The organism is Bradyrhizobium sp. Kon58, from assembly GCF_055807455.1.
On sequence record NZ_JBVVOT010000046.1, the window covers coordinates 1 to 26,563 of the forward strand.

Consider the following 26,563-nt stretch of genomic DNA (forward strand, 5'->3'; position numbering starts at 1 on the left):
ACCCCGGCAGAGGCCTTCTCCTCTCAACTGTTGCACTTCGAGTGTGAATCCACCTCCTGGCTTTCGCCAGGACGACGGCGGAGAATTCGTTGGGCCCCTGCGCTCGCAATGACGAAGGTCAATCCTTCCGAAACACGATCGACGCCATCCAGCCCGTCATCAGCGCCATGGCAGCGGTGACGAGGCCGTAGATCAGCCCGTTCTGCCGCGCGGTGGTGGCGACGAACTGCTCGAAACCAACCTTGACGATCTCGAACGCGGTCTCGGTCTTGCCGATGAACGCGCCGTCGGCGAACAGCTTGATCTCGACCTCATAGGTGCCGATCGGCACCTCCGCCGGCAGTGGAATGCCGGTGCGGAACAAGGTCGGCGTCAGGAATGTCACCGCGCTCGGATCCTCGCGGTAGAGACCGCGCTGGGTGCGCAGGCGGATGAAGGCGGAGCGGAACGCGTCGTTCGGCACCACGTCGGCATAGTCGCCGCTGACGCGTTGGGTCAGCAGCACGTTGTTGAGCCCGATCTGCTGGCGCCGCGCGATCTCGGGCGAGGTGATGACATCGAAGGAGCGGTTGGCGAATAGCGCGAGATAGCTCGGCACCTCCAGGAACTGGCGGTAGTCGGTGTTGATCCAGATCCCGAAAGTGCGCTCCTTGCGCCGCGTCACCATGTCGGCGCGCGGGCCCATCACGGTGACGACGAGATCGTAGGTCTTGCGATCGACGGGCGTGGAGGCGTCCTTCTCGACCGAGCCGAACAGCACCAGCTCCTCGCCGGAATAGTTCGGCGTCACCGTGACGCGATGGTTGGAGACCGACACGATCAGCCGCTCGGCGCGTGCGGCGGAGCCGAGCAGCAGGAAGAGCAGGACCGCGAGAGCTATACGCATCATCCATTCACCCCCAGCTCGCGGATGGTGAAGAGGTCTTCGGGCCGGATCACCAGCTCGATGGCGAAGCGGACGCCGACCGAGAGGATCAGCAGGCCCAGCAGCAGCCGCAGCTGCTCGCCGCGGATCTTCTGGCCCGCGCGGGCGCCGAATTGGGCGCCGGTGACGCCGCCGACCATCAGGATCAGCGCCAGCACGGCGTCGACCAAATGATTGGTCACCGCATGGAGCAGGGTCGCGAACAGCATCGTGACCAGCGTCAGGACCATCGAGGTGCCGATCACCGTCGAGGTCGGCACCCGCAGCAGGTAGATCATGATCGGCACCAGGATGAAGCCGCCCCCGATGCCCATGATGGCGCCGATGAAGCCGATCAGGATGCCGACGATCACGACCGGAATGACCGAGAGGTAGATCTTGGAGCGCTTGAACCGCATCTTCAGCGGCAGGCCATGGATCCAGTTATGGGTCCGGCGCGGCGGCACCGCGCCGCGCCGGGTCCGCATCAAAGCGCGCAGGCCTTCGGAGAACATCAGGCTGCCGACGGTGGTGAGCAGCACGACGTAGGAGAGTGCGATCATCAGATCGAGCTGGCCGAGCGCGCGCAGCTGCGTGAAGGTCCACACGCCGAGCGCGGTCCCGGTCACGCCGCCGCACAACAGCACGCTCGCCAGCGCGGGGTCGATGGCGCGGCGCCGCCAATAGGCGAGCGCGCCGGAAAAGGACGAAGCGGCGATGTGGCTCGCGACGGAGGCGACCGCGACCGCCGGCGTGATGCCGATGAAGATCAAAAGCGGCGTCATCAGGAAGCCGCCGCCGATTCCGAACATGCCGGAGACGAAGCCGACCGCGGCGCCCATCGCCAGCACGAGGAAGACGTTGACCGGAAGATCGGCGATCGGGAGATAGAGCTGCATCGAGGGACCACGCTTCCGGCGAGACGGATCGATTGCGCGGAATGCTCGCAGAAGGGCAGAACGATTGCCGCGCCCCTCAATAGCGGAATTCGGCGGCAGGCGGGACCAGGAATTTCGGGCGTGGTGAATGGCTGCGGTGAGGAGGGTGATCGAGGAAACCGTGGCTCCTCCCATGTCGTCCTGGCGAAAGCCAGGACCCATTATCCCGGCTGGTTGCTATCGCAGCAGGCTGTGGCCACAGCGTCCTTCAACTACGATCGCTTGTGGTAATGGGTCCTGGCTTTCGCCAGGACGACCAGGCGAGATTTTTCGTCAGAGACGATTGAGCGACCGCTCTCAGCGCACCGCCGACGCCGCGCGCTTGGCGGCAACCGGCTTCGGCGCAGGCTTCGCGTTGGCCTGCGGGGCGCTGTCCCAGCCGCCGTTCGGGGCCGCAACGTTGACGGCGTCGTCGGGCTGCGGCTCGGCGCTGAAGGTCTGGATCGCGAGCTTGGCGGCGGCGAGCGATTGCGGGTCGAGCCGCTTGGCGACGTCGTCGCGCTTGGTTGCTGCGTCCGCGTCGCCCTGGGCGGCGGCGAGGGTGAACCATTTGTAGGATTCGGCGAGGTTCTGTTCGACGCCGATGCCGCGGGCATAGAGGATGCCGAGGTTGAACTGGCTGTCGGCGACGCCGCGGTCGGCGGCCTTCCGGAACCACAGTGCCGCGCTCTTGTAGTTGGCGCCGCGTCCGCCGCCATCGGCGTCGAGCACCGCGAGATTGTGCATCGCCTTGGCGTTGCCGCGCTCGGCGGCTTGCGTGTAGTAGCGGCGGGCGATGTCGGCGTCCTTCTTCACGCCGAGACCCTTTTCGTAGAGCGTCCCGAGGCGGAAGGTCGCGGGCACCACGCCGGCCTGCGCCGCGCGGTCGTACCATTTGGCGGCTTCGTCGTAATTCGCGGCCACGCCCTTGCCCTCGGCAAAGCGCACGCCGATCTCGTAGGCCGCGGTCGCATCGCCCTTCATCGCGGCGGTGCGCAAGCCGGGGCCACCGATGCCGTCAGGCAGCTTTTCGGCCGGCGGCACCTGGATCATCGCGAGTTTCGCGCGGCTCGTGCCCGACAGCGCGCCGGTGACGTCGCTGGAGGCCGGCTGCGGCGCTGCGGCAGGCACCGGCGGAATTTCGACCGAGGCCGAGTTGCCGGAATTGGCGGCAGCAGCCGGCGCGGCATTGTTCTGGGATTGCCGCCCGATCGGGGTCGGCGAGGTCATCGACGGCGTGACCTGCTCCGGCGTGGTGGGCTTGTTCTCGACCGGCGGCGGCGCCTGCGGCGCGGGTGCGGGCGACGAATTCTCCATCGCCTGCGGCGACGGCGACGGGCTGCTGCCATCGAGCAGGTTCATCGCCATCTTGAAGGTGCCGAGCACGATCACGACCACGCTCGCGCCGACCAGCAGCGAGCGGATCTTCGAGGTGATGGTCGAACCGCCGTCCTTGTCGCTGGCCTTGCCCTTGTCCTTGGAGCGATCGGCTCCTGCCTTGGCGCCACGAGCCGGCTTTTCCGGCTGCGCGGCGGCGGCCTGAGCGGCGCGGCGCGCGGCAGCGATGAAGCTCGACGACGACACCGGCTCCTTGGGCGCGGCCGGGATTTCGCTGATTGCGCTTTCGGACGCGGCAATGCGCTCCGACGGCGTGGCGATGCGTGCACCCGGCCTTGTGCCCGGCTCGAGCGGATGATCCGGCGGCAGTTCCGGCGCAAGCGCGGTGCGCGTGAGCGCCGTATGCGGCTCCAGGATTTCGCTGATCGCGCGTGGCGGAAGCGGCGGCGCCATCGGCATCGGCGGCGGCGCTGCCGGCGCGGCGGCATGGAATTCGCGCGGCGCGGCGGCGAAGGCGGCGTGCGCCGCCTGCGCGGCCGCAGGATTGGGCAGCTCGGGCTTCGGATCGTATTTCGGGTGCTGCTGTTGCTGCGGCCGCGGCTCGTGCGCCATCGGCGCGGGTGCCATGGGAGCGGCCATCGGCATCGGCATCGGCTGCGCCGCAGGGGCGGGCGGCGCGGTGCGCACATTGCGAAGATCGCCCTCGATCATCGAGAGACGATCGACGACGTGGCCAAGGGCGTTGTGGACGGCCTCCAGCGAATCCTGGGTGGTCCGGTTGGTCTCGGCCTGGCTGAAGCGGATGTCGGAGAGCTCGCGCTTGACGAGATCGACCATGCCGGAATCGGCAGGCGGCGCGGAGTTGCGGCTCTCGGCGAGCGCGGAATAGGTCGCCTGCTGCCGCTCCAGGTGCCGCAGGATGTCATGCAGCCCGTCCTCGACGCGGCTGAAATTGCCGTTGCGCGGATCGGAGGCGGCCTCAAGCCGCTCCAGCAGATACGAGACCCGCTGTTCAAGATGAGCAAAGGTCGAAGCCGAGTCGTTGCCGACCTGCATGCGATCGAAACGGTCCGACAGGGCGCGGATCGCGCTTTCGAGCTGCTCGCTGCTCTCGGATGGCTGAGGACGCTCGCGCGTTTCCAGAGCGGCGGTGAGCGCCGCGATGCGCTGCTCCAGCACCGCAAAACTGTCGCCTTGGCCGGACGAACGGGTGACCTGGTCGACCTTGGACGACAGCAGCTGCACATCGTCGGAGAGCCGTGCCAGCGCTTCGTTGGAGGCGACGTTGGAGACGATGCCGCGCAGCGCCGAGATCGCGCCTTCGAGCTGGCGGACCGTCGAGGGATCGTCATTGGCGCGCAGGATCAGATCGAGCTTGGCGCCGAGATTGCGGATCGCCTCGTCATAGCCGGTGAGCTGCTCGGCCGGCGTCAGCGTGCGGAGCACCTGCTTGATCTCGGACAGCGCGTGCTCGATGCCGGACAGGACCTGACCATCGGTGCCGTTGGAGCGGGTCTCGTCGATGCGCCGATGCAGCGAGCGGATCTCGTTCTCGATCGATTCGATCGCGCGGCGCGGCATCGCCTCGGTGATGGCGTTGCGGATCTCCGCAAGCTCGCTGCGGAAGGTGTTGATCGCCTGCTCGGTATTGTCGGGTCGCTGCAGCGATTCGATCTGACTCGTGATCTTGAGCAGATGGCGCTCGAGCGCAGAGAAATCCGGCCCCGGCTGCGGTGGCGGCGGGGCGTAGGCAGGCGGCGCGGGGGGTGCGTAAGGAGCTGCCGCAGGCGCGATCGAGGGTGCTGCGCGCGGCGGCATCTGCCTGGGTGTGAAGCCGTCGAGCTCGCTCTGCCGTGCGGTGATCTCGGCGACCGCGACGTCGAACGAAGCGGGGCTCAGGGGCGGTGAGCTGCGATAGACCTGCGCTGCCGCGCGCTCGACCGCATCGGCCTGGCGCTGGCGCGTTTCAACGGGGGCCTGCCGCGGTGCCGGAGCCTGCTGCGGCTTTGAGATTTGCGACAGCCTTGCATCGAGCCGCGAGATCGCGTCGTTGAGCTGGCGCGCAACGCCTTGCTCGCGCGAGACGTCCGGTCGCGAAGTGTCTTGTCGCGAAGGATCTTGGCGCGAAGAATCTTGCCGCGGCGCCGGCTTTGAAATTCGTTCGATCTGCTGGGTGATGGCGTCGAGCCGCTGGTGGATGTCGGCGACTTCGCGGCTTTCCTGGCTCGGCACGTGACTTGGCACGTGACTTGGTACGTGACTCGGGACTTGGCTCGGAACGTGCTGGGCTTGCGGACGCTGGTCGTAAAGTCCGCGAAAGTTCGGCGGAGCGGTCTCGCCGAGCGTGGAGTTGAGCCAATCGTTGAGTGACATTCCGGCGCGACGCGCAGCAGCTTCGGCCCGCTCCCGGACGGATGGATCGATGCCGTCAACACTCCACGATACGCGCGAATTCATGACTCTGTCCGGTTCCGACTCCGGCGCCCCACCCGGCGCCTCCAGTCTCCCCTCGCGTGCCGGTTGAAAGACAATCGGATTTGGCGCGGGTCGTCTGCCTCGAAAACCGACTTTTGTCTGTTACGGTAAATAACGGGTTAAGGAACCCGTTGACGGTGTCTTAAAGTTGGGCGGGGGCGCTGTGCTCCCCAGTCCGTCGGATGCGATCGGAATCTCGCATTGCCAGGAACTCTCCGGGTGCTAGCAGCTCGGAACTTCAGCGACCAAAGGATGGCTCAGAATGGCTGGTCTGACCGAAGAAGAAGTTCGCAAACGCGCTTATGAGATCTGGAGGGTGCCGGCGAGCCCAGCGGGAAAATGGACACCTTCTGGTACGAGGCCGAAAGCAACTTCTGGCCGAACGCTCGGAGCAAGGCGAGGTGCCGCCCGGAATGACTGACAATTTGCCGAGCTAGGTGCTGTACCCAAACCGTCAATGGCATTGGACTTAGATCCCGATCGGCGTCCAAGGACACGCGGCAGGAGTTTGTGGCACTCTTGTCGGTTCTCGCATCGGGCCTTAATTCCTGCCCAGACGACACCGGCGAAGGAGATCAGTCCATGCAGCGGAAAAGTTGGGCCTCGTACGAGTGCCCCATGGCCCGCTCCGTTGACGTCATCGGCGACTGGGGCAGTTTGATGATCCTGCGCCAGGCCTTCGGGGGCACGACCCGATTCGACGATTTCCAGAAGGAGCTGGAGATGTCGCGGAATCTACTGACCGCCCGCCTGAAGAAACTCGTCGCCTCTGGCATTCTCGAACGCCGGCCCATCACCGAGGAAGCGCGGCGGCACGAGTACGTTCTGACCGAGATGGGCGAGGATCTCTTTGCGACCATCATCGCACTTCGCCAATGGGGCGACCGATGGCTATTCCGGCCCGATCCGCCCCCCATTCGAATGCTTGACGGCATCGACGGCAGCGAACTGGAGCCGATGAAGGTCCGCTCCTCCCTTGGGCGCGAGATCACGCTTGCCGATATTCGCTTGCACCGGCGCGCCGCGGGCAAGCCGAAGGCTCGGGCCGGCAACCTCTAGAGCTTTATCGGTTCTAGAGTCTCGTTTGACGCGTTTTCTTCACGCAAACCGGCCTCCATTTCGCTCGAAAACGCTCTGGTTCACGCCGGCGCCGCGACGAGGGCTTGCCAACGATCATTCATGTCAGTAAAAGTTCAATAATGAGACTAACAGGTCAGGCGACCTAGCGCGAGGAGTATGAAATGCGGGCAGCGTACATCAACGGCTACGGCGACAATTCGGTGGTCACCTACGGGGAGGTCAGCGACCCCGTTGCGGGCGCCGACGAGGCAATGATCGAGGTTCGGGCCGCCGGTGCGAATCCCGTCGAGGTCGCCATGCGCCAGGGTCTGTTCCATGCCGCCTTTCCATTCAACTTTCCGCAGGTGATGGGCTACGACGTCGCGGGCGTTGTTGTCTCCGCGCCCTCGGGCGCGGCGTTCAAGGCAGGTGACGAGGTTTACGCCCGCCTGCCTAACCGGCGTCCCGGCGCCTATGCCGAGCGCGCAGCCGTTCCACTGAATCTCCTGGCCCACAAGCCGCGCACCCTTTCGTTCGAGGAGGCGGCGAGCCTGCCGACCGTCGCCTTGACCACCTGGCAGGCATTTGTGGAGCGCGCCCGGCTCAAGGCCGGCGAAAGCATCTTGATCCAGGCAGGGGCGGGTGGCGTCGGCGCCTTCGCCATCCAGCTCGCCAAGCACCTCGGGGCCTACGTCGTTGCGACGGGCGGACCGAACAGCCAGACGTTCATGGCCGGGCTCGGAGCGGACCGCACGATCGACTACACAACCGAAAGCTTCGAGGCTGCCGGCCCGTTCGATGTGGTCTATGACGGTGTGTGCGGTCCACTGACCGAGCGTGGCATCGACACCCTGCGCGAAGGCGGCCGCTATGTCGGTCTCGTGCGCACCGCCGACGCCCAGAGCTATCGCGAAATCGGCTTCCCGCCTCCCGTGGCCGAGCAAGCTTCGGCGGCCGTTCGACCGTTCATCGCGCGCGCCGCTGCCCGAAAGGCGGAGTTCCACGGCCCTCTCACCCGGCCGGACGGCGCTCAACTGGCGGAGATCGCGGCCCTGATCGACACCGGCGCCATCCGCGCTTCCGTGAGCGCGGCCTATGGCTTCGACCAGCTCGCCGCCGCCTACGAGCTTCTGGCCGGCCGACATACGCGCGGGAAGCTCGTCATCGTCCCCTGAGGCAAGGCTCCTTCAACAAGTCCGCGGAACGGAGGCAACCATGAGCGACATCCCCGCTAGGATCAGCATCGACAAGTCCACGCCGGGGTATTGGCGCGTGACCTTCAACAACCCGCCGATCAACGCGATCGACGATCGCACCTACGACGAGTTCTACGACCTGGTGGAGGAGATCGAAGCGGACGATGCGTTGAAGGTCGTGACCTTCGAGAGCGCCAACCCGGACTTCTTCATCGCTCACTACAGCACAGCCGAGCCCCACAGCCGGTTCGGCGCGCCACGCTGGATCGAACCGGCCACCAAGCTGGCTCAGAGTAACGTCCTCAGCATTGCAGTGATCCGCGGCCGGGCGCGCGGCGGTGGAAGCGAGTTTACCCTGGCCTGCGACATTCGCTTCGCCAGCAGGGAAAAGGCGATCTTCGGCCAGCCAGAGGTCGGATGCGGCCTCATCCCAGGCGGCGGGGCGCTTCAACGCCTGCCGATCCTGGTGGGCCGCTCTCGCGCCATGGAGATCATCCTCGGCAGCGACGATTTCGATGCGGAAACCGCCGAACGATACGGCTGGATCAACCGCGCCATCCCCGAGGCCCAGCTTGATGAGTTCGTCGCGAATTTCGTGCGGCGCATCCTGTCGTTCGACAAGCAGGCGCTGAGCACCTGTAAAGCGACGATCAACCAGCACGGGCTGCCGGACCCCGCTCAGCTGCAGGCGACGCAGGACACCTTCTTCACGACGTTCGGCTGGCCAGGCGCAGCAGAGCGCATGGCGAAGCTGCGCGCGCGAGGCATTGGATCCGCCGGCGACTTTGAGCTGAACCTCGGCCGCGAAGTCGGGAATCTTTAGCCGACAGCGGTCTCAGCCCTTGCCTTCCCGCTTGCCTTCCTCCAGCGGCACCACGGTGCCGTTTGCGCTCATCGCCGACAGCGCCTCGAGCGCCTCTTCGCAGAAATCGGCCACCATCTGCTCGTGCCGGGCGCCGAGCTGAAGCAGCAGCAGGTTACCGAGGTCGAGCACGCCGGAGGCCGCGCCTTCCGGAAAGCGCTTCTTCAGGATGCGCTCGTAATTCTCGTGGCGATCGCGGTGGTGCTCGAGCCGGGCCATCAGGTCGGTGCGCATGGGCTCGAGGCCGATGCTGTCCAGCGCATGCAGCCGCACCAGGAGGTCGTCCTTGATGGAGGGGGGCGTGCTTGGCCGCGCGGCCCAGTGCCGCAGCGCTGTTCGGCCCTCCGGAGTCAGCGTATAGATCAGCTTATTGGGTTTGCCGGTTTGTACGACCTCGCGGCCCTGGATGTAGCCGCGGTCCCGCAGCTTGGAGAGCTCGCGGTAGATCTGCTGGTGGTCGGCCTTCCAGAAGAAGCCGATCGAGGAATCGAATGTCTTGGCGAGCTCGTAGCCCGTCATCGGACGTTCCGTCAGGCATGCGAGGATTGCGTCGCCCAAAGCCATGACCCGGTCCTCCTGTTCTCGACCTTAACCATTTGCTTGACTTTATGCGCATCGGCGCATATGCGTCAATGTGCATATGAGGCGACCCAACAACGAGGGCAAACACCGCCCCGAAAACCCCAATGGAATCAACCTTCGCGCTACTGTGCATGGGGTTGTTTTCGCGTTTTTTTACGCAAGCCTTTAGGGAGGCACCCGAATGACCGGCCTCGAGTCCTGGTACGGCTACATGAAGTCGCATGATCAGGCAGCGCTCTGGGACCTGCTCCATCCCGACGCAATCTTCGAAAGCCCCGTCGTGCACGCGCCGCAGCGCGGCCGCGACATCACCTTCAAATATCTGGCCAGCGCCGAGAAGGTGCTCGGCGGCCCCGGCTTCACCTATGTCGGTGAATGGAAGAGTGAGAGCGGCGCCGTGCTCGAATTCAAGACCATCATCGACGGCATCGAGATCAACGGCGTCGACATCATCAGCTTCGACAGCGAGGGACGCATCACGCATTTCAAGGTGATGGTGCGGCCGCTCAAGGCGATCAACATGCTGCATCGCCTGATGGCGGAGCAGTTGGCCGCCGCCCAATCCTAATCCAGCATCATCACTTCAAGGCCTGCCGGGAGACCACCATGCCGATCTACAAAGCCCCCGTCGAAGACGTGAACTTCCTGCTCAACGACGTCTTCCAGATCGACCGCTACGACAATCTGGCCGGCTTCTCCGATGCGTCGAGCGACGTGCGCGAAGCCATTCTCGGCGAAGCTGCCAAGCTCGCCGAAGAGGTGCTGCAGCCGCTCAACCGCGTGGGCGATCTCGAAGGCTGCAAGCGGGCCGATGACGGCAGCGTCACTACGCCGAAGGGATTCAAGGAGGCGTTCAAGCAGGTCGCCGAGGGCGGCTGGCTCGGCCTGTCGGCGCCGACCGAGTATGGCGGCCAGGGTCTGCCGGTGACGCTCTCCCAGGCCGTCAACGAATTCCAGATCTCCGCCAACATGGCGTTCTCGATGTATGGCGGCCTCACCATGGGCGCGACCGCAGCGCTGATCGTCCACGGCACGCCGGAGCAGAAGCAGACCTATGTGCCGAAGATGGTGGCGGGCGAGTGGACCGGCACCATGAACTTGACCGAGCCGCATTGCGGCACCGACCTCGGCATGCTCCGCACCAAGGCGGTGCGGCAGGCCGACGGCAGCTTCAAGATCACGGGCACCAAGATCTTCATTTCGGCCGGCGAGCACGACCTCGCGCCCAACATCATCCACCTCGTGCTTGCCCGCGTCGAGGGCGCGCCCGCCGGCATCAAGGGCGTGTCGCTGTTCGTGGTGCCGAAATTCCTCGTCAATGCCGATGGGTCGGTCGGCGCACGCAACGGCGTGGTCTGCGGCTCGATCGAGCACAAGATGGGCATCCACGGCAATTCCACCTGCGTGATGAACTACGACAACGCCGTCGGCTGGCTGATCGGCGAAGAGAACAAGGGCATGCAGGGCATGTTCGTGATGATGAACGAGGCCCGCCTCGGCGTCGCCGTGCAGGGTCTCGCGCAGTCGGAGGTCGCCTATCAGAACGCGGTCGCCTATGCCCGGGATCGCATCCAGGGCCGCTCGCTCACCGGTGCCAAGGCGCCGGACAAGCCGGCCGATCCGATCATCGTCCATCCCGACGTGCGCCGCACGCTGCTGTCGATCCGCGCCTTCAACGAGGCCGCACGCGCTTTCGTAATGTGGACCGCGCTGAAGAGCGACGTCGCCCATCGCTCCGAGGATCCCAAGGACCGCCAGGCCGCCGACGATCACATGGGCCTGATGACGCCGGTGCTGAAAGGTTTCCTTACTGACTATGGCTTCGCCAACGCGGTGCAGGCGCAGCAGATGTATGGCGGCCACGGCTACATCGCCGAGCAGGGCATGGAGCAGTTCGTGCGCGATGCCCGCATCGCCATGATCTACGAAGGCGCCAACGGCATCCAGGCGCTCGACCTCGTCGGCCGCAAGCTGCCGCGCGACGGCGGCCGCGCCATCATGGCGTTCTTCGGCGAGGTCATGGCCTTCGCCAAGGAGAACGGCGGCGACGAGGCGATGAAGCCCTACGTTACTCCGCTGTCGGCCTCGCTCGGCCACCTCCAGCAGGCCACGACGTGGCTGATGCAGAACGCGATGGCCAAGCCCGACAATGCCGGTGCCGCCGCGACCGATTACCTGAATCTCTTCGGTTTCGTCGCGCTCGGCTATATGTGGGCGAAGATGGCGAAGGTGACGCAAGCCAAGATTGCCGAGAGCGGGACGACCCCCTATCTCTCGACCAAGCTCGTCACCGGCCGCTTCTTCATGGAGCGGATGCTGCCGGAGACCGCCGCCAATCTCGCGCGCATCCAGGCCGGCTGCGCCACCATCATGGAACTGCCCGCGGAAGCGTTCTGAGGATTCCGCCCACGAATGATAGCGACCGCGCAGCGGTCGTAACCAATAACTGCAATCAGGAGGCTCCCATGGCAGATGCCTATATTTACGACCACGTCCGCACCCCGCGCGGCCGCGGCAAGGCGGACGGCGCACTGCACGAAGTCACTGCGCTCGCGCTTGCGACCGTGCCGCTCAAGGCGCTCAAGGACCGCAATAACCTCCCGGAAGATTGCGTCGATGACGTCATTCTCGGCGTGGTCGATCCCGTCGGCGAAGCCGGCTCCGACATCGCGCGCTTTGCCGCGCTGAAGGCGGGCCTCGGCGAAGCCGTGCCGGGCGTGCAGATCAGCCGCTTCTGCGCTTCCGGCCTCGATGCCGTGAATTTTGCCGCAGCCCAGGTGATGAGCGGCCAGCACGAGCTGGTGATCGGCGGCGGCGCCGAATCGATGAGCCGCGTCGGCATCGGTGCCTCCGGCGGCGCCTGGCCGATGGACCCGTCGATGGCGGTGCCCTCATATTTCATGCCGCAAGGTGTCTCGGCCGATCTGATCGCGACCAAATACGGCTTCTCGCGTGACGACGTCGATGCCTATGCGGTGCAGAGCCAGCAGCGTGCGGCGAAGTCCTGGGATGAAGGCCGCTTCGACAAATCGGTCGTCCCGGTGAAGGATATCAACGGCCTCACCATCCTCGCCAAGGACGAGCATATGCGTCCATCGACGACGATGCAGTCGCTGGCGCAGCTGCAGCCGGCGTTCACGATGATGGCACAGATGGGCGGCTTCGATGGCGTCGCGGTGCAGTCGCATCCGGAAATCGAACGCGTCAATTACGTGCACCATGCCGGCAATTCGTCGGGCATCGTTGATGGCGCCGGCGCGGTCCTGCTCGGCAGCAAGGAAGCCGGCGGCAAGTACGGCCTGAAGCCGCGCGCAAAGATCCGCGCCTTCGCCAATATCGGCTCCGAACCCGCGATGATGCTGACCGGCCCGGTCGACGTCACCGAAAAGCTGTTTGCGCGCTCCGGCATGAAGAAGTCGGACATCGACCTGTTCGAGCTCAACGAGGCCTTCGCCTCCGTCGTGCTGCGCTACATCCAGGCCTTCGACATCGACAACGCCAAGATCAACGTCAATGGCGGTGCGATCGCGCTTGGCCATCCGCTGGGCGCGACCGGCGCCATGATCCTCGGGACCGTGCTCGACGAGCTCGAGCGCACCAACAAGGCGACAGCACTGGTGACGCTGTGCATCGGCGGCGGCATGGGCACCGCGACCATCATCGAACGCGTCTAAGGATAGCTGCCGTAGGGTGGGCAAAGCGAAGCGTGCCCACCACTGCTGTCTTCGCGAATGATGGTGGGCACGGCGCAAGAGCGCCTTTGCCCACCCTACGAGATCACCGTCAACCGCCGCGCCTGAGATCGGCTGCGGCACCGAGGAGCAACCAGCATGGCTTACAAGAATTTCAAGGTTGAGACCGATTCCGACGGCATCGCGCTCGTGACCTGGGACATCCCGGGCCGTTCGATGAACGTGCTCGACGAGACCTCGACCGCCGAACTCGACGCGATCGTCAAGGCAACCACGGCGGATGCCGCGGTGAAGGGCGTCGTCATCACCTCCGCCAAGGAAGCGTTCTGCGCCGGCGCGGACCTGTCGATGCTCGAAGGCATGAATCAGGCCTACGCAAAGGTCTTCAAGGAGCAGGGCGAGACGGCCGCGAACCAGATGTTGTTCGAGCAGAGCCGGCGCTTTTCGCAGGTGCTGCGCTCGATCGAGACCTCCGGCAAGCCGTGGGCGGCGGCGATCAACGGCCTCGCGCTCGGCGGCGGTTTCGAGATCACGCTGTGCTGCCACTATCGCGTGGCGGCGGAGAATCCCAAGACACGTCTCGGCTTGCCCGAGGTCAAGGTCGGACTGTTCCCGGGCGCCGGCGGCACGCAGCGCGTGCCGCGCCTGGTGCCGCCGCAGGACGCGATGACGATCCTGCTCAAGGGCGATCCGGTTACGATCGAGAAAGCCAAGGCGCTGAATCTGATCCACGCCATCGTTCCCGCCGCCGATCTGATCAAGGCGGCAAAGGACTGGATCAAGGGCGGCGGCAAGGCCGTCGCGCCCTGGGACGAGAAGGGCTTCAAGCTGCCGGGCGGCCCGGTGTTCTCCAAGGCCGGCATGATGATGTTCCCGGCCGGCAACGCGATCTATCGCCGCGAGACCTACGACAATTATCCGGCCGCACGCGCGATCATGAGCTGCGTCTATGAGGGTCTGCAGCTGCCGATCGACGCCGCGCTCCGCGTCGAGTCGCGTTACTTCACCTCGGTGCTGCGCTCGAAGGAAGCGGCCGCGATGATCCGCAGCCTGTTCCTGTCGATGCAGGAATTGAACAAGGGTGCGCGCCGTCCGAAGGATGTGCCGCCGACCAAGGTGAAGAAGATCGCCGTGATCGGCGCCGGCTTCATGGGCGCGAGCGTCGGCTATGTCTCGGCCCGTGCCGGCCTCGACGTCGTCCTGATCGATCGCGACCAGGAGAGCGCCGACAAGGGCAAGGCGCATGCGCAAAAGGTGATCGAGGAGCAGATCAAGAAGGGCCGCGCCAAACCCGGCGACGCAGAAGCCCTGCTCGCGCGCATCACGCCGACCGCGGACTATTCCGCATTGAAGGACGTCGATCTCGTCATCGAAGCCGTGTTCGAGGACCGCAAGGTCAAGGCCGATACCTTTGCCAAGGCGCAGGAGCATATGAAGCCGGACGTGATCTTCGCGTCCAACACCTCGACCCTTCCGATCACCTCGCTGGCGGAATCCTTCAAGGACCAGGGCAGGTTCGTCGGCATCCACTTCTTCTCGCCGGTCGAGAAGATGATGCTGGTCGAGATCATCCAGGGCAAGAACACCGGTGATCTCGCGATCGCGACCGCGCTCGACTACGTCCGGCAGATCGGCAAGACGCCGATCGTCGTCAACGACAGCCGCGGCTTCTTCGCCAATCGCTGCGTCGGCCGCTACGTCGCCGAAGGCAACGAGATGTTCCTCGAAGGCGTGCCGCCCGCGATGATCGAGAACTGCGCCAAGATGGCCGGGATGCCGGTCGGTCCGCTCTCGCTGTCGGACGAGGTCGCGCTCGACCTCGGGCTCAAGATCATGAAGGCGACGGAAGCCGACCTCGGCCCCAACGCCATCAATCCCGACCAGAAGAAGCTGATGGTGGAGCTGGTCGAGAAGCAGGGCCGTCTGGGCCGCAAGAACAGCAAGGGTTTTTACGACTACCCCGAGAAGGGCAAGGGTCAGAAGAGCCTCTGGCCGGGTCTCTCCGCGCTGCAGCCCAAGCAGCTCGATCCTGATACGCTCGACGTCGAGGAGCTGAAGCAGCGCTTCCTGGTGGTGCAGGCGGTGGAAGCCGCGCGCACTGTGGAGGACCACGTCATCACCGATCCGCGCGAGGCGGATGTCGGCTCGATCCTCGGCTTCGGCTTCGCGCCGTTCACTGGTGGCACGCTGTCCTACATCGACTTCATGGGTCCCAAGAAGTTCGTCGAACTTTGCCACAAGCTGGAGGCGAAATACGGCTCGCGCTTCACCCCGCCGAAATTGCTCGAAGAGATGGCGGCGAAGGGGGAAACCTTCTACGGCCGCTTCGCGCCGAAGAAGGCGGCGGCGTGATTCTCTGAACCCCTACCCGGGATGAAAAATACGAAAGGCCGGATCCTCGATCCGGCCTTTCGCATGTGCCTCAGGCCGCCTGGATCAGCCCTTCCTTCTTCATCGCTTCCTGCACCTGCGGCCGCGCCGCGACGCGGGTCTTGTAGGCGGCAAGGTTCGGCATCGCCGAGAGGTCGAACTTCATCCGGTCGCCCCAGGTCAGCATCGTGAAGAGATAACCGTCGGCGACCGTGAACTGCTTGCCCATGAGGTAGTCGCGGCCGGCGAGCTGGCTGTCGATGTATTTCAGCTTGCCCATGACCCGGTCCTTGAAGAAGGCCTTGGCCTCGTCGTTCAGGGCCGGCGCGAACATCGGGCCGAAGCTCTTGTGGACCTCCGAGGTGAGGAAGTTCAGCCATTCGAGCAGCTTGTAGCGCTCGGCGCTGCCGTGGGCCGGCGCCAGCGCCTTGGCTGAGGCCTGATCGGCGATCATCTGGACAATCACCGGGCCTTCGGTCACGATCTCTCCGCTATCGAGGCCCAGCGCAGGGACCTGGCCCTTGGGGTTCAGCTTCAGATAATCCTCACCGTTTTCGAGCTTCTTGGCCCGGATATCGACCTTGACCAGTTCATAGGGCAGGCCGGCTTCCAGGAGCGCGATATGGGGGGATAGCGAGCAGGCACCGGGCGAATAGTACAATTTCATGGAATTTCCTCCTCTTGTTGCTTGGCTCAGGCGAAAGAACGACTACATGCATCTGCTTGAAATAGTCAAGATTGATGCAGGTGCATCGAATAGGGTAAGAAGCGGGCGACGAGCTTGAGCGGGACCATGAAACGCAAACCATCGACCGAGGCGACCTCCGCCTGGATCCGCTTGATGCGGGTGCAGAGCCGCGTGCTCAATTGTGTCGAGCAGGACCTGAAGAAGGCCGGCTTCCCACCGCTGGCATGGTATGACGCGCTGCTCGAACTGTCACGGGCGCCTTCGGGCGAGCTCCGGCCGGTCGAGCTCGAACGGCAGATGCTGATCCCGCAATATTCGACATCGCGGCTGATCGACCGCCTGGTCGACGAGGGCCTCGCCTCGCGGCGTGAATGCAAGATCGACAAGCGTGGCCAGTTCGTGGAGATCACGGAAGCCGGGCGCGAATTGCAGAAGCGGATGTGGGGCGCCTATTCGGCCGCGATCGAGAAATATGTCGGTTCGAAGCTGTCCGATGCGGATGCCGTGAAGCTCAGCGGTCTGCTCGACCGTCTGGGCTGCTCGTGCGGCGAGATGAAACTGCCGCCTGCCCACGTCAACGAAACCACGCCGTTGCGATGATCGCGCGGCACACCAGCTCGTCCGTGCAGCCGGTGGCTGCGCGGACCATTCCTGTCACCCACGCGCGTTCGATCGAAGCGCTTTTGATTAGAGTCTGATATGGCGCGAGACCAGATCGATATGACGCCGTTGCAATCGCGTGACGAACTCGTCAAGTGGTTCGAGGAAGGCTGCAAGGACCCGTCCGAATTCCGCATGGGCACCGAGCATGAGAAGACGCCGTTCACGCTCGAAGGCCACCGCCCGGTGCCCTACGAAGGACCGCGCGGTATCGGCGCGCTGCTCGAAGGCATGAAGCTCCTGCTCGGCTGGGAGCCGATCATGGAGAAGGGCAACATCATCGGCCTCTACGACGTCACCGGCGGCGGCGCGATCTCGCTGGAGCCCGGGGGGCAGTTCGAGCTTTCGGGCGCCCCTGTCGAGAACGTGCACCAGACCCAGAGCGAGCTGATGGCGCATCTGGCGCAGGTGCGCGAGATCGCAACGCCGCTCGGCATTGGCTTCCTCGGGCTCGGCATGACGCCGTCCTGGTCGCGCGCCGACATCCCGGTGATGCCCAAGGGCCGCTACAAGATCATGACCAATTACATGCCGAAGGTCGGCCAGTACGGCCTCGACATGATGTACCGGACCTGCACGGTACAGACCAATCTCGACTTCTCCTCCGAAGCCGACATGGTCAAGAAGCTGCGTGTCTCGCTTGCGCTGCAGCCGGCCGCAACCGCCTTGTTCGCCAATTCGCCGTTCACCGAGGGCAAGCCGAACGGCTTCCTCTCCTTCCGGTCCGAGATCTGGCGCGACACCGACAATGCGCGCGCCGGCATGATGCCGTGGGCATTCGAGGACGGCATGGGTTTCGAGCGCTATGTCGACTACGCGCTCGACGTGCCCATGTATTTCGTCAAACGTGACGAGGACTACATCGACGTCTCCGGCTCCTCGTTCCGCGCCTTCTTCGATGGCCGCAACAACAATTTACCCGGGGAACGTCCGACGTTGTCGGATTGGGCCAACCATCTTTCGACGATTTTCCCGGAGGTGCGGCTCAAGCGCTATCTCGAGATGCGCGGCTCCGACGGTGGTCCGTGGGGCCGTCTGCCGGCGCTATCGGCGTTCTGGGCCGGGCTGCTCTACGACGATGTGTCGCTGGATGCCGCCTGGGACCTTGTGAAGCACTGGAGCGCGCATGAGCGTCAGGCCCTGCGCGACGACGTGCCGCGCTTCGGCTTCAAGTCGCGGATCAAGGACCGCTATCTGTTCGAGATCGCCAAGGAGTGCCTCGTTCTGGCACATGCCGGCTTGCGCCGGCGCGGCCGGATCGACCAGCTCGGCCGCGACGAGACCAGGCATCTGGAGCCGCTCGATCGCATCATCGATTCCGGCCGCACGCCGGCTGAGGAGATGCTCGACAAATTCAACGGTCCCTGGAACGGCTCGGTGGAACCAGCCTACGCGGAATACGCGTTCTAGACCAAGGGCCCAACGATCGGGACCCGAGCCGTTCATCGCCCGTACAGGTTTGCGGCGATCAAATGGCCGGCTGAAAAACCCGAGCGTCGTCAATAACTCGAAAGCTGTTCCGATGGGGAAGGGCCGCCTGGCCGCAATGGCAAGCGTCGTGGCCTGCGCCGCGCTGCTTTCGCTCGTGTTTGCGAGCTGGCCTGCGCGCGCCCAGACGGCGTTCGACCGGCCCGGCGGAGACTATTTCAGCACCCCGGTCACGTCGGGCGATCCGGAGGATTGCGCGCTGCTGTGCGAGCGCGACCGCCGTTGCCGCTCGTGGAGCTTCAGCTATCCTGACGTCGAAGGCGGCTCGGCGGTGTGCTGGCTGAAGAACACGGTGCCTGCGCGGGTGCCGGGAAGCTGCTGCATCTCCGGTGTGCGCGGCGCCGGCGTGATCGAGCCGCGTGTCGAAGGCGTGGAGACCTCGATCGACCGCCCCGGCGGCGATTTACGCAATTTCGAGATGAAGGACGGCGAAGGCGAAGAAGCCTGCAAGGCCGCCTGCACCGCCGACAACAAATGCCGCGCCTTCACCTATGCGCGCCCCGGTTACACCGGACGCGAAGCGCGCTGCTTCCTGAAAAAGGAAATCAAGCCGCCGCGGCGGAAGGCGGGCTTCACGTCGGGCGTGGTGCGGTAGGCACGCAGCTCTCACCACCGTCATTGCTTCGTCGCTTCGCTCCTCGCAATGACGAGGAGGGTAAAGCGGGCATGTCACTCGGCCGCGATCACCGTGATCTCGGGCCACAGCGCCTTCCAGCGTGCCGCCTTCGCCGCGTAACTGGCGGCTGAAAAATTCCGCGCCCGATTGGGGCGCACGATCAGCTTCGCGATGTCGTCGAACCCGTGCGGCGCGTAGACGTCGAAATCCCCACCGACAGGGCGAATGCCCAATTGCGTATTCTCCGTGAGGAAGCGGTCGATACCGTCGGTCGCGCGCATCAAGGGCGGATAGGGCAGACCGTGCTTGCCGGGATACCAAAGGTGCACGCGCGCCTGGTTGCGGATTTCGACCCTGGGACCGAGATGTGCGAGCTGCGCGTGCAGCTTGCGGATCACCGCGTCTTCCGCCTCCCATGAGATGTCGGAATCGAAATAGAACACGTCGTAATCGGCGATGCCATGATCGATCGGGCGGCCTGTGAGCACGTTCCACACCGTCTGCACCAGGCAGCCCGCGACGAGCCACGCATCCGGCAGCGCGAGGCGATCGATTTCATCGAGGATCGCTGCGTTGAACGGATTTCGCAGGGCGAGAGCCAGAAATTCGTCACGGATCATCGATGTCGCCCTCCCTCTCCCGCGTGCAGGAGAGAGGTGAGGACATTCCGGCCTTCAATGCACGGCGGTGAAAAACCGTGCCATGCGAAATCCGGACAGCCAGGTCCACACCGGCTGGCCCCGGATACCGAGATCCCAGGATCCGAGCACGGCATCCGCGCGGCCGACCAGATTGTCGATCGGCAGCATGCCGACGCCGCCGGAGCGCAAGGGCACGCGGCTGTCGGCGGAGTTGTCGCGGTTGTCGCCGAGCACGAAGAGATGGCCTGCCGGCACCGTCACTTCCTGCGTGTTGTCGAGCGGACCGTTGTCGCGCATCTTGAAGATCAGATGCGAGACGCCGTTCGGCAGCGTCTCGACATAGCGATAGGCGGGTTCGCTGCCGCCATTGTCGTCCTCGGCGGCGCCAACGCCGTCCGGCTTCAGCTCGGCGGGGCGGTCGTTGACGAAGAGCTGGCCCTGGCGCAGCTGGATGCGGTCGCCGGGCAGACCCACGACGCGTTTGACCCAGGCCTGCGAGCGGTCGCCGGGCCAGCGGAAGACCACGACGTCGCCCTGCTTCGGCGTCTCCGCGAACACGCGGCCGCTCTCGGGCAGGTTGATCTGGATCGGCAGCGACGAGGTGCCGTAGCCGTAGGGGAATTTCGAGGCGATCAAGGCGTCGCCGATCAACAGCGTCGGCTCCATCGAGCCCGACGGCACGTAGAACGGCTCGGCCAGCGCACCCTTGGCGATGAACACCGCGGCGACGATGCCGGCGAGCTGCACGAGCTGCCCGGCCCAACCGCTGCCGTTCCGCTTCGTGGTGACAGTTATCTTCTCGACGCTCATCCGCCTGTTCCACCCACCGTAATGCGTTCCATCAACAGCGACGGCTGGCCGACGCCGACCGGCACGCCCTGACCGTTCTTGCCGCAGGTGCCGATGCCGGTATCGAGCGCGAGGTCGTTGCCGATCATGCGGATGCGATGCAGGTCGGTCGGCCCGTTGCCGATCAGCATGGCGCCCTTCAGGGGCGCACCGATCTTGCCGTTCTCGATCTTGTAGGCCTCGGTGCATTGAAACACGTATTTGCCCGAGGTGATGTCGACCTGGCCGCCGCCGAAATTCGCGGCGAAGACGCCGTTCTTCACCGAGGCGAGGATCTCGGCCGGATCGCGGTCGCCCGCGAGCATGTAAGTGTTGGTCATGCGCGGCATCGGCACATGGGCATAGCCCTGGCGGCGGCCGTTGCCGGTCGGCTTCATGTTCATTAGCCGCGCGTTCTGGCGGTCCTGCATGTAGCCGACCAGGACGCCGTCCTCGATCAGCACAGTGCGGTTGGTCGGCGTGCCCTCGTCGTCGATCGACAGCGAGCCGCGGCGCGAGGCAATGGTGCCGTCGTCGACCACGGTCACGCCCTTGGCCGCGACCTGCTGGCCCATCAGGCCGGCAAACGCCGACGTCTTCTTGCGGTTGAAGTCACCTTCGAGGCCATGGCCGACCGCCTCATGCAGCATAACGCCGGGCCAACCGGCTCCGAGCACGACATCCATCTCGCCGGCGGGGGCGGGAATCGATTCCAGATTGACGAGGGCCTCGCGCAGTGCGCCGTCGGCGGCGTCGCGCCAGGACTTAGCTTCGATGAATTCGGCGTAGCCGGCGCGGCCGCCATAGCCCTTGCTGCCGCTCTCCTGGCGGTCGCCCTGACCGGCGACGACGGAGACGTTGACGCGCACGAGCGGGCGGATGTCGCGATAGCTCTCGCCGTCGGGCCGCAGGATCTCGACCACCTGCCAGGTCGCGCCCAGGCTGACGCTGACCTGCCGCACCCGCGGATCCTTGTCGCGCAGATAGGCGTCGATCTCGGCGAGCAGCTTGACCTTGGTCTCGAAGCCGGGGGCATCGAGCGGATTGTCGTCACTGTAAAGCCGCACGTTGGTATGCGCTGGAGGCGCGGCGAAGCTGCCGGAATAGCCACCGCGCACGGCCGCGACCGCGTCCGCGGCGCGAATCAGCGCCGGCAGCGACACGTCGGAGGAATGCGCGTAGCCGACCGCGTCGTCCTTGACGGCGCGCAGGCCAAAACCTTGCGAGGTGTCGTAGGTCGCCTGCTTCAGCCGCCCATTGTCGAACATCAGCGCTTCGGTCTGGCTGTATTCCAGGAACAATTCGCCGTCGTCGGCACCGGCAAGCCCGCGCGCGAGCTCGTGGCGCACCTGGTCGCGATCGAGATTGGCGCGGTCGAGCAGGGAGGTTGTGGCAGGGTTTGTCATGCGTCCGTCCATTATCGGGGGATGTGAGGCAAGATAATGGTTTCCCGGCAGTTCCGCGAGGGCGCCAAGTCTCACATTACGGAAACAATAGATTCGCGGGTCTAACCGCCTTCGCCCTACGGCAGCTTGTCATATCCCTCACCGAGCCCGTTGAGGCTGAGCGGGAAGCCGATGCCTTCTTCCGGGGTCTCGAAGATGATGAAGGTCGCGGTCTTGGCGGTGCGGAGCTGGCCGAGCAGCTTGTCGTCCATGACGACCTCGGCGACGCAGCCATTGGGCAGGCAGCGGACAAAGCCGGCGCGGCCGACATCCTGGTTGTCGAGCTTGAGGCCGAGGCCGGAGGGCAGGAGAACGCCGAGGGGGGCGACGACCCGCATCAGGCGGCTCTTCTGGTCGGCGGTCTTGAGAACGATCACGGTCAGGCCGGCGTTGGAGCGGTCTTCGGCCACCACGCTCTGGATCAGGGCACATTGCTCGGACTGGGCGCCCGGCGGGGTGTCGCAGCGGATCTGCCAGTCGCCATGGACGGAGCGCACCGCGCCCTGCGCATGGGCGAGGCCCGGAAGCGCAAGGACGACGACCGCCGCCAGCAGGGCGGCCAGCATCGTGGGGCCGCCAGCCTGGCTTTTAGCCCGCCTTGCCATGGATCTCGAAAACCCCATCGGGTCGGTCCCTCTGCTCGCCTGGGTCGCTCGCGTCAGGCGGACTGATACGGGAATGACGGCGTCTTGAAGGCGATTCGCAAGCAAATTCCACGCCGCCACGGCCGCCGTCGCCCGCACGAATCAGGTTCCTGTGCGGCTGTCTGCCAGTGCCTACCGCGGGCAATTCCGCTGTCAAGCGGCAGCATCCCGGGAAATGGTATTTTTGTCTGATGTTACTGGGAAATATCTTGCGGGTGATGGCTGACAGACGAGGCTCAAGACTGCATTGCGATAGATCAAGAATTATGGTTTGAGAGGCTTGATTTCGGCGTTCTAGCGATCTGGCCCCAATTCCTCTTAGAGGTATTCTTGCGCGGCGGTTTGTCAGACGGGGGATCGAATAAAGCGTTTCCCGAAAATAGGGGAATGCACTTGGGGTGATTTCGTTAGGGGAGCGCGAACGGCATGAAGATGTCGATGGGCCCGGTGGGCCGGCACTTGCTGGGATTGGCCGTAGCGGGTCTGACGCTGGCGACGGGCGGTGCGGCATTTGCCGAGCTCGGGCAACCGGCTGCGTGGGAGTGGACGCTTCAGCAGTCCGCTTCCCCGGTGATGGACAACATCGTCTGGTTCCACAATTTCCTGTTCGTGCTGATCACGCTGATCACGCTCTTCGTTCTGGCGCTGCTCGTGATCGTGGTCGTCAAATTCAACGCGCGAGCCAATCCGGTGCCGTCGCGGACCACGCACAACACGCTGATCGAGGTGGCGTGGACGCTCGTTCCGGTGCTGATTCTGGTCGGTATCTCGGTGCCGTCCTTCCGCCTCCTGTTCCTCGAGCTCGATGTGCCGAAGGCGGATCTGACCATCAAGGCGACCGGCAAGCAGTGGTACTGGTCCTACGCCTACCCGGATAACGGCAAGTTCGAGTTCGACTCGCTGATGGCCCAGGACAAGCAGCCTCGTCTGCTCGGCGTCGACAACGAGATGGTGGTGCCCGTCAACAAGGTGGTCCGGGTTCAGGTCACCGGCGCCGACGTGATTCATGCCTTTGCGTTGCCGGCCTTCGGCGTCAAGATCGACGCCATTCCGGGCCGGCTCAACGAGACCTGGTTCAAGGCCACCAAGACCGGCATGTTCTACGGCCAGTGCTCGGAATTGTGCGGCAAGGATCACGCCTTCATGCCGATCGCCATCCGCGTAGTGAGCGACCAGGAGTTCGCCTCCTGGGTCGAGACGGCGAAGAAGAAATACGCGAGCGGCGGCACCAGCACCTACGCCTCCACGGCCGGCCCGACGCAGTAAGCGCCGGGTGACGGGGTCGAGGAAACTGAAAGCGACATAAGGCGGGACCTCCAGAGGTCCGATCGGGACGCAAGGCAGGATTAGAAAATGGCAACGAGCGCAGCGGCACACGGCGATCACGCGCAAGACCACGGACATGACGAGCACGCCCATCCGACCGGATGGCGGCGCTACGTCTATTCGACCAACCACAAGGACATCGGCACGATGTACCTGATCTTCGCGGTCATCGCCGGCGTCATCGGCGCCGCGATGTCGATCGCGATCCGTGCCGAGCTGATGTATCCGGGCGTGCAGATCTTCCACGAGACGCACACCTACAATGTGTTCGTGACCTCCCATGGCCTGATCATGATCTTCTTCATGGTCATGCCCGCGATGATCGGCGGCTTCGGCAACTGGTTCGTGCCGCTGATGATCGGCGCGCCCGACATGGCGTTCCCGCGCATGAACAACATCTCGTTCTGGCTGCTGCCGGCCTCGTTTGCGCTGCTGCTGATGTCGACCTTCGTCGAGGGCGAGCCGGGCGCCAACGGCGTCGGCGCCGGCTGGACCATGTACGCGCCGCTCTCGAGCTCGGGCCATCCGGGCCCGGCCGTCGACTTCGCGATCCTGTCGCTGCATCTGGCGGGCGCCTCGTCGATCCTCGGCGCCATCAACTTCATCACCACCATCTTCAACATGCGCGCGCCGGGCATGACCCTGCACAAGATGCCGCTGTTCGTGTGGTCGATCCTGGTGACGGTGTTCCTGCTGCTGTTGTCGCTGCCGGTGCTCGCCGGTGCGATCACGATGCTGCTCACCGACCGCAATTTCGGCACGACGTTCTTCAACCCCGAAGGCGGCGGCGATCCCGTGCTGTTCCAGCATCTGTTCTGGTTCTTCGGCCACCCCGAAGTGTACATCCTGATCCTGCCCGCCTTCGGCATGGTCAGCCAGATCGTCTCGACCTTCTCGCGCAAGCCCGTGTTCGGCTATCTCGGCATGGCCTACGCCATGGTCGCGATCGGCGGGATCGGCTTCGTGGTGTGGGCGCACCACATGTACACGGTCGGCATGTCCTCGGCGACGCAGGCCTATTTCGTCGCCGCCACGATGGTCATCGCGGTCCCGACCGGCGTGAAGATCTTCTCGTGGATCGCCACGATGTGGGGCGGCTCGATCGAGTTCCGCGCGCCGATGATCTGGGCGGTGGGATTCATCTTCCTGTTCACCGTCGGCGGCGTCACCGGCGTGGTGCTGGCCAATGCCGGCGTCGATCGCGTGCTGCAGGAGACCTACTACGTCGTCGCGCACTTCCACTACGTGCTGTCGCTCGGCGCGGTGTTCGGAATCTTCGCCGGCTGGTACTACTGGTTCCCGAAGATGTCGGGCTACATGTACAATGAAGGGCTCGCCAAGGCGCACTTCTGGGTCACCTTCATCGGCGTGAACCTGGTGTTCTTCCCGCAGCACTTCCTCGGTCTGTCGGGCATGCCGCGCCGCTATGTCGATTATCCCGACGCGTTCGCGGGCTGGAACTTGGTCTCGTCGGTCGGCTCCTACATCTCCGGCTTCGGCGTGCTGATCTTCCTCTATTGCGTGATCGACGCCTTCGCGAAGAAGGTGCCGGCTGGCGACAATCCGTGGGGTGCAGGTGCGACCACGCTGGAATGGACGCTGCCCTCGCCGCCGCCCTTCCATCAGTTCGAAGTGCTGCCCCGCGTGCAGTAAACCAATACTCGCGGCGCCCGTGACGGGCGCCGCGGCTCGACAACGAAGCGAGTCAATCCAGTGTCCGTCCTCGACCATAACGCCATCGACATCAATCCCCGCATCTCCGAAGCGGAGGTTGGCGATTACATCGCGCTGCTGAAGCCGCGGGTGATGTCGCTGGTGATCTTCACCGCGCTGGTCGGAATGGCGATGGCGCCCGGGCATTTCCACCCGGTGCTGGCCTTCACCTCGCTGCTCTGCATCGCCGTCGGCGCCGGCGCGTCCGGCGCGCTCAACATGGCGCTCGAAGGCGACATCGACGCCAAGATGTCGCGCACGGCGAACCGGCCGATTCCGCGCGGCCGCATCACCCGTCCCGAGGCGATGACCTTCGGCATGACGCTCGCCTTCTTCTCGGTGATGACGCTCGGCATCCTCGTCAATTGGATCGCGGGCGCGCTGCTCGCCTTCACCATCTTCTTCTATGTCGTGATTTACACGATCGGCCTGAAGCGCTGGACCGCGCAGAACATCGTGATCGGCGGTGCCGCCGGCGCGCTGCCGCCGGTGGTGGCCTGGGCTGCGGTCACGGGCACGGTCGATGTCGAGCCGTTGCTGCTGTTCGCCATCATCTTCTTCTGGACGCCGCCGCACTTCTGGGCGTTGGCGCTGTTCCGCTCCGACGACTACGCCCGCGCCGGCATCCCGATGCTGCCCAACGTCGTCGGTCCCGACGCGACGCGGCTTCAGATCCTGCTCTACACCATCGTGCTGATCGCGGTCGCGGCCGCGCCCTGGGCGCTCGGCTATTTCGATGCCATCTACGGCATCGTCTCGCTGATCCTCGGCGCCGGCATGCTCGGGTTCGCCATCAACGTCTATGTCCGCCGCGAGCGCAGCCAATCGCTGCGGGCGACCCGCAAGCTGTTCGCGTTCTCCATCCTTTATCTGTTCGCGCTGTTTGCGACCTTGCTGGCCGAGGTCGTGTTCCGGGCGCTTGCGCCGATGGTAGGGGGCGCATGATCGCAGGAATGGCCGACAAACCCGAGAGAGATGGAATCGTCCTCACCGAGGCGCAGAAGAAGAGCCGTCGTCAGCGCTCGATCGCGATTGCACTCGCGCTCGGCGTGCTCGTGGTGCTGTTCTTCGCCGTGACCATGGTCAAGGGGCCGGCCGTGCTCGTCCGGCCGATGTAGG

23 protein-coding genes are annotated in these 26,563 nt (G+C 64.9%); 14 read left to right on the forward strand and 9 right to left on the reverse strand.

The window, feature by feature from the left end; all coding sequences use genetic code 11:
* Positions 1–118: 118 nt before the first annotated feature.
* From AC0L20_RS37240 to AC0L20_RS37250, 3 genes are all read right to left on the reverse strand, one after another.
* Positions 119–889, reverse strand: coding sequence for a TIGR02186 family protein (locus AC0L20_RS37240; protein ID WP_473295297.1), 771 nt, complete (start codon positions 887–889; stop codon positions 119–121).
* Positions 886–1,803 (reverse strand): sulfite exporter TauE/SafE family protein, encoded by a 918-nt coding sequence (locus tag AC0L20_RS37245; protein WP_275174587.1) that lies wholly within the window; start codon positions 1,801–1,803, stop codon positions 886–888. Before AC0L20_RS37245 ends, AC0L20_RS37240 begins: the two co-directional genes overlap by 4 nt.
* 336 nt (positions 1,804–2,139) lie before the next feature.
* The gene (locus AC0L20_RS37250; protein WP_473295298.1) at positions 2,140–5,616 is read right to left on the reverse strand and encodes a tetratricopeptide repeat protein; all 3,477 of its coding nucleotides are present in this window, start codon (positions 5,614–5,616) and stop codon (positions 2,140–2,142) included.
* A gap of 636 nt (positions 5,617–6,252) precedes the next feature.
* Between AC0L20_RS37250 and AC0L20_RS37255 the strand changes: the two genes are divergently transcribed.
* The 3 genes from AC0L20_RS37255 (at position 6,253) to AC0L20_RS37265 (ending at position 8,712) form a co-directional block, all read left to right on the forward strand.
* Complete coding sequence (locus AC0L20_RS37255; RefSeq protein WP_473295299.1) at positions 6,253–6,693, forward strand: winged helix-turn-helix transcriptional regulator; 441 nt, start codon at positions 6,253–6,255, stop codon at positions 6,691–6,693.
* A 182-nt stretch (positions 6,694–6,875) separates the two neighbouring features.
* Positions 6,876–7,868, forward strand: coding sequence for an NADP-dependent oxidoreductase (locus AC0L20_RS37260; RefSeq protein WP_473295300.1), 993 nt, complete (start codon positions 6,876–6,878; stop codon positions 7,866–7,868).
* A gap of 40 nt (positions 7,869–7,908) precedes the next feature.
* Complete coding sequence (locus tag AC0L20_RS37265) at positions 7,909–8,712, forward strand: enoyl-CoA hydratase/isomerase family protein (protein ID WP_456766482.1); 804 nt, start codon at positions 7,909–7,911, stop codon at positions 8,710–8,712.
* 12 nt (positions 8,713–8,724) lie between these two features.
* On the opposite strand, the gene AC0L20_RS37270 is transcribed toward AC0L20_RS37265, so the two are convergent.
* The gene (locus tag AC0L20_RS37270) at positions 8,725–9,315 is read right to left on the reverse strand and encodes a PadR family transcriptional regulator (protein ID WP_456766481.1); all 591 of its coding nucleotides are present in this window, start codon (positions 9,313–9,315) and stop codon (positions 8,725–8,727) included.
* Positions 9,316–9,514: 199 nt separating this feature from the next.
* Between AC0L20_RS37270 and AC0L20_RS37275 the strand changes: the two genes are divergently transcribed.
* The 4 genes from AC0L20_RS37275 (at position 9,515) to AC0L20_RS37290 (ending at position 15,377) form a co-directional block, all read left to right on the forward strand.
* Positions 9,515–9,901, forward strand: a complete 387-nt coding sequence (locus AC0L20_RS37275) for a nuclear transport factor 2 family protein (protein WP_473295301.1) — start codon at positions 9,515–9,517, stop codon at positions 9,899–9,901.
* A gap of 38 nt (positions 9,902–9,939) precedes the next feature.
* Positions 9,940–11,730: an acyl-CoA dehydrogenase C-terminal domain-containing protein gene (locus AC0L20_RS37280; protein ID WP_473295302.1), complete on the forward strand. Its 1,791-nt coding sequence runs from the start codon at positions 9,940–9,942 to the stop codon at positions 11,728–11,730.
* Between the two features lie 68 nt (positions 11,731–11,798).
* Entirely contained in the window at positions 11,799–13,007 is a 1,209-nt protein-coding gene (locus AC0L20_RS37285) for an acetyl-CoA C-acetyltransferase (protein ID WP_473295303.1), read from the forward strand.
* A gap of 156 nt (positions 13,008–13,163) precedes the next feature.
* A complete protein-coding gene (locus AC0L20_RS37290; protein ID WP_473295304.1) occupies positions 13,164–15,377 on the forward strand; it encodes an FAD-dependent oxidoreductase in 2,214 nt (737 codons plus the stop codon).
* Positions 15,378–15,447: 70 nt separating this feature from the next.
* On the opposite strand, the gene gstA is transcribed toward AC0L20_RS37290, so the two are convergent.
* Complete coding sequence (gene gstA, locus AC0L20_RS37295) at positions 15,448–16,062, reverse strand: glutathione transferase GstA (RefSeq protein WP_007605052.1); 615 nt, start codon at positions 16,060–16,062, stop codon at positions 15,448–15,450.
* A gap of 126 nt (positions 16,063–16,188) precedes the next feature.
* Here gstA and AC0L20_RS37300 point away from each other — a divergent pair, with 126 nt between their 5' ends.
* From AC0L20_RS37300 to AC0L20_RS37310, 3 genes are all read left to right on the forward strand, one after another.
* Positions 16,189–16,683, forward strand: a complete 495-nt coding sequence (locus tag AC0L20_RS37300; protein WP_007599417.1) for a MarR family winged helix-turn-helix transcriptional regulator — start codon at positions 16,189–16,191, stop codon at positions 16,681–16,683.
* A 99-nt stretch (positions 16,684–16,782) separates the two neighbouring features.
* Complete coding sequence (locus tag AC0L20_RS37305) at positions 16,783–18,153, forward strand: glutamate--cysteine ligase (RefSeq protein WP_473283167.1); 1,371 nt, start codon at positions 16,783–16,785, stop codon at positions 18,151–18,153.
* Between the two features lie 112 nt (positions 18,154–18,265).
* Positions 18,266–18,826 carry a PAN domain-containing protein gene (locus AC0L20_RS37310; RefSeq protein ID WP_473295305.1) on the forward strand — a complete coding sequence of 187 codons (561 nt, stop codon included), beginning with the start codon at positions 18,266–18,268 and terminating at the stop codon, positions 18,824–18,826.
* A gap of 74 nt (positions 18,827–18,900) precedes the next feature.
* Here AC0L20_RS37310 and AC0L20_RS37315 read toward each other — a convergent pair whose 3' ends face one another.
* From AC0L20_RS37315 to AC0L20_RS37330, 4 genes are all read right to left on the reverse strand, one after another.
* Positions 18,901–19,467 (reverse strand): nucleotidyltransferase family protein, encoded by a 567-nt coding sequence (locus AC0L20_RS37315; RefSeq protein WP_473295306.1) that lies wholly within the window; start codon positions 19,465–19,467, stop codon positions 18,901–18,903.
* Between the two features lie 54 nt (positions 19,468–19,521).
* The gene (gene lepB, locus AC0L20_RS37320; RefSeq protein ID WP_473295307.1) at positions 19,522–20,298 is read right to left on the reverse strand and encodes a signal peptidase I; all 777 of its coding nucleotides are present in this window, start codon (positions 20,296–20,298) and stop codon (positions 19,522–19,524) included.
* The gene (tldD, locus tag AC0L20_RS37325; RefSeq protein WP_473295308.1) at positions 20,295–21,722 is read right to left on the reverse strand and encodes a metalloprotease TldD; all 1,428 of its coding nucleotides are present in this window, start codon (positions 21,720–21,722) and stop codon (positions 20,295–20,297) included. The genes lepB and tldD overlap by 4 nt, the downstream gene beginning before the upstream one ends.
* Before the next feature lie 116 nt (positions 21,723–21,838).
* Positions 21,839–22,384, reverse strand: coding sequence for an invasion associated locus B family protein (locus AC0L20_RS37330; protein WP_027515272.1), 546 nt, complete (start codon positions 22,382–22,384; stop codon positions 21,839–21,841).
* A 447-nt stretch (positions 22,385–22,831) separates the two neighbouring features.
* Here AC0L20_RS37330 and coxB point away from each other — a divergent pair, with 447 nt between their 5' ends.
* The 4 genes from coxB to AC0L20_RS37350 all read left to right on the forward strand — a co-directional run bounded on the left by coxB (position 22,832) and on the right by AC0L20_RS37350 (position 26,562).
* Entirely contained in the window at positions 22,832–23,671 is an 840-nt protein-coding gene (gene coxB, locus AC0L20_RS37335; protein ID WP_247362964.1) for a cytochrome c oxidase subunit II, read from the forward strand.
* Positions 23,672–23,758: 87 nt separating this feature from the next.
* Positions 23,759–25,384: a cytochrome c oxidase subunit I gene (gene ctaD / locus AC0L20_RS37340; RefSeq protein ID WP_007605061.1), complete on the forward strand. Its 1,626-nt coding sequence runs from the start codon at positions 23,759–23,761 to the stop codon at positions 25,382–25,384.
* Positions 25,385–25,444: 60 nt separating this feature from the next.
* Positions 25,445–26,389, forward strand: a complete 945-nt coding sequence (locus AC0L20_RS37345) for a heme o synthase (protein ID WP_473295309.1) — start codon at positions 25,445–25,447, stop codon at positions 26,387–26,389.
* Positions 26,386–26,562 (forward strand): CoxF protein, encoded by a 177-nt coding sequence (locus AC0L20_RS37350; RefSeq protein ID WP_456766473.1) that lies wholly within the window; start codon positions 26,386–26,388, stop codon positions 26,560–26,562. Before AC0L20_RS37345 ends, AC0L20_RS37350 begins: the two co-directional genes overlap by 4 nt.
* Position 26,563 lies beyond the last annotated feature (1 nt).

What these genes read in the sequence shown, in the direction of transcription:
- AC0L20_RS37240 (WP_473295297.1), bottom strand. Translation starts at nt 889, where the DNA reads ATGATGCGTATAGCTCTCGCGGTCCTGCTCTTCCTGCTGCTCGGCTCC.
- AC0L20_RS37245 (WP_275174587.1), bottom strand. Translation starts at nt 1,803, where the DNA reads ATGCAGCTCTATCTCCCGATCGCCGATCTTCCGGTCAACGTCTTCCTC.
- AC0L20_RS37250 (WP_473295298.1), bottom strand. Translation starts at nt 5,616, where the DNA reads ATGAATTCGCGCGTATCGTGGAGTGTTGACGGCATCGATCCATCCGTC.
- AC0L20_RS37255 (WP_473295299.1), top strand. Translation starts at nt 6,253, where the DNA reads ATGGCCCGCTCCGTTGACGTCATCGGCGACTGGGGCAGTTTGATGATC.
- AC0L20_RS37260 (WP_473295300.1), top strand. Translation starts at nt 6,876, where the DNA reads ATGCGGGCAGCGTACATCAACGGCTACGGCGACAATTCGGTGGTCACC.
- AC0L20_RS37265 (WP_456766482.1), top strand. Translation starts at nt 7,909, where the DNA reads ATGAGCGACATCCCCGCTAGGATCAGCATCGACAAGTCCACGCCGGGG.
- AC0L20_RS37270 (WP_456766481.1), bottom strand. Translation starts at nt 9,315, where the DNA reads ATGGCTTTGGGCGACGCAATCCTCGCATGCCTGACGGAACGTCCGATG.
- AC0L20_RS37275 (WP_473295301.1), top strand. Translation starts at nt 9,515, where the DNA reads ATGACCGGCCTCGAGTCCTGGTACGGCTACATGAAGTCGCATGATCAG.
- AC0L20_RS37280 (WP_473295302.1), top strand. Translation starts at nt 9,940, where the DNA reads ATGCCGATCTACAAAGCCCCCGTCGAAGACGTGAACTTCCTGCTCAAC.
- AC0L20_RS37285 (WP_473295303.1), top strand. Translation starts at nt 11,799, where the DNA reads ATGGCAGATGCCTATATTTACGACCACGTCCGCACCCCGCGCGGCCGC.
- AC0L20_RS37290 (WP_473295304.1), top strand. Translation starts at nt 13,164, where the DNA reads ATGGCTTACAAGAATTTCAAGGTTGAGACCGATTCCGACGGCATCGCG.
- gstA (WP_007605052.1), bottom strand. Translation starts at nt 16,062, where the DNA reads ATGAAATTGTACTATTCGCCCGGTGCCTGCTCGCTATCCCCCCATATC.
- AC0L20_RS37300 (WP_007599417.1), top strand. Translation starts at nt 16,189, where the DNA reads ATGAAACGCAAACCATCGACCGAGGCGACCTCCGCCTGGATCCGCTTG.
- AC0L20_RS37305 (WP_473283167.1), top strand. Translation starts at nt 16,783, where the DNA reads ATGGCGCGAGACCAGATCGATATGACGCCGTTGCAATCGCGTGACGAA.
- AC0L20_RS37310 (WP_473295305.1), top strand. Translation starts at nt 18,266, where the DNA reads ATGGGGAAGGGCCGCCTGGCCGCAATGGCAAGCGTCGTGGCCTGCGCC.
- AC0L20_RS37315 (WP_473295306.1), bottom strand. Translation starts at nt 19,467, where the DNA reads ATGATCCGTGACGAATTTCTGGCTCTCGCCCTGCGAAATCCGTTCAAC.
- lepB (WP_473295307.1), bottom strand. Translation starts at nt 20,298, where the DNA reads ATGAGCGTCGAGAAGATAACTGTCACCACGAAGCGGAACGGCAGCGGT.
- tldD (WP_473295308.1), bottom strand. Translation starts at nt 21,722, where the DNA reads ATGACAAACCCTGCCACAACCTCCCTGCTCGACCGCGCCAATCTCGAT.
- AC0L20_RS37330 (WP_027515272.1), bottom strand. Translation starts at nt 22,384, where the DNA reads ATGGGGTTTTCGAGATCCATGGCAAGGCGGGCTAAAAGCCAGGCTGGC.
- coxB (WP_247362964.1), top strand. Translation starts at nt 22,832, where the DNA reads ATGAAGATGTCGATGGGCCCGGTGGGCCGGCACTTGCTGGGATTGGCC.
- ctaD (WP_007605061.1), top strand. Translation starts at nt 23,759, where the DNA reads ATGGCAACGAGCGCAGCGGCACACGGCGATCACGCGCAAGACCACGGA.
- AC0L20_RS37350 (WP_456766473.1), top strand. Translation starts at nt 26,386, where the DNA reads ATGATCGCAGGAATGGCCGACAAACCCGAGAGAGATGGAATCGTCCTC.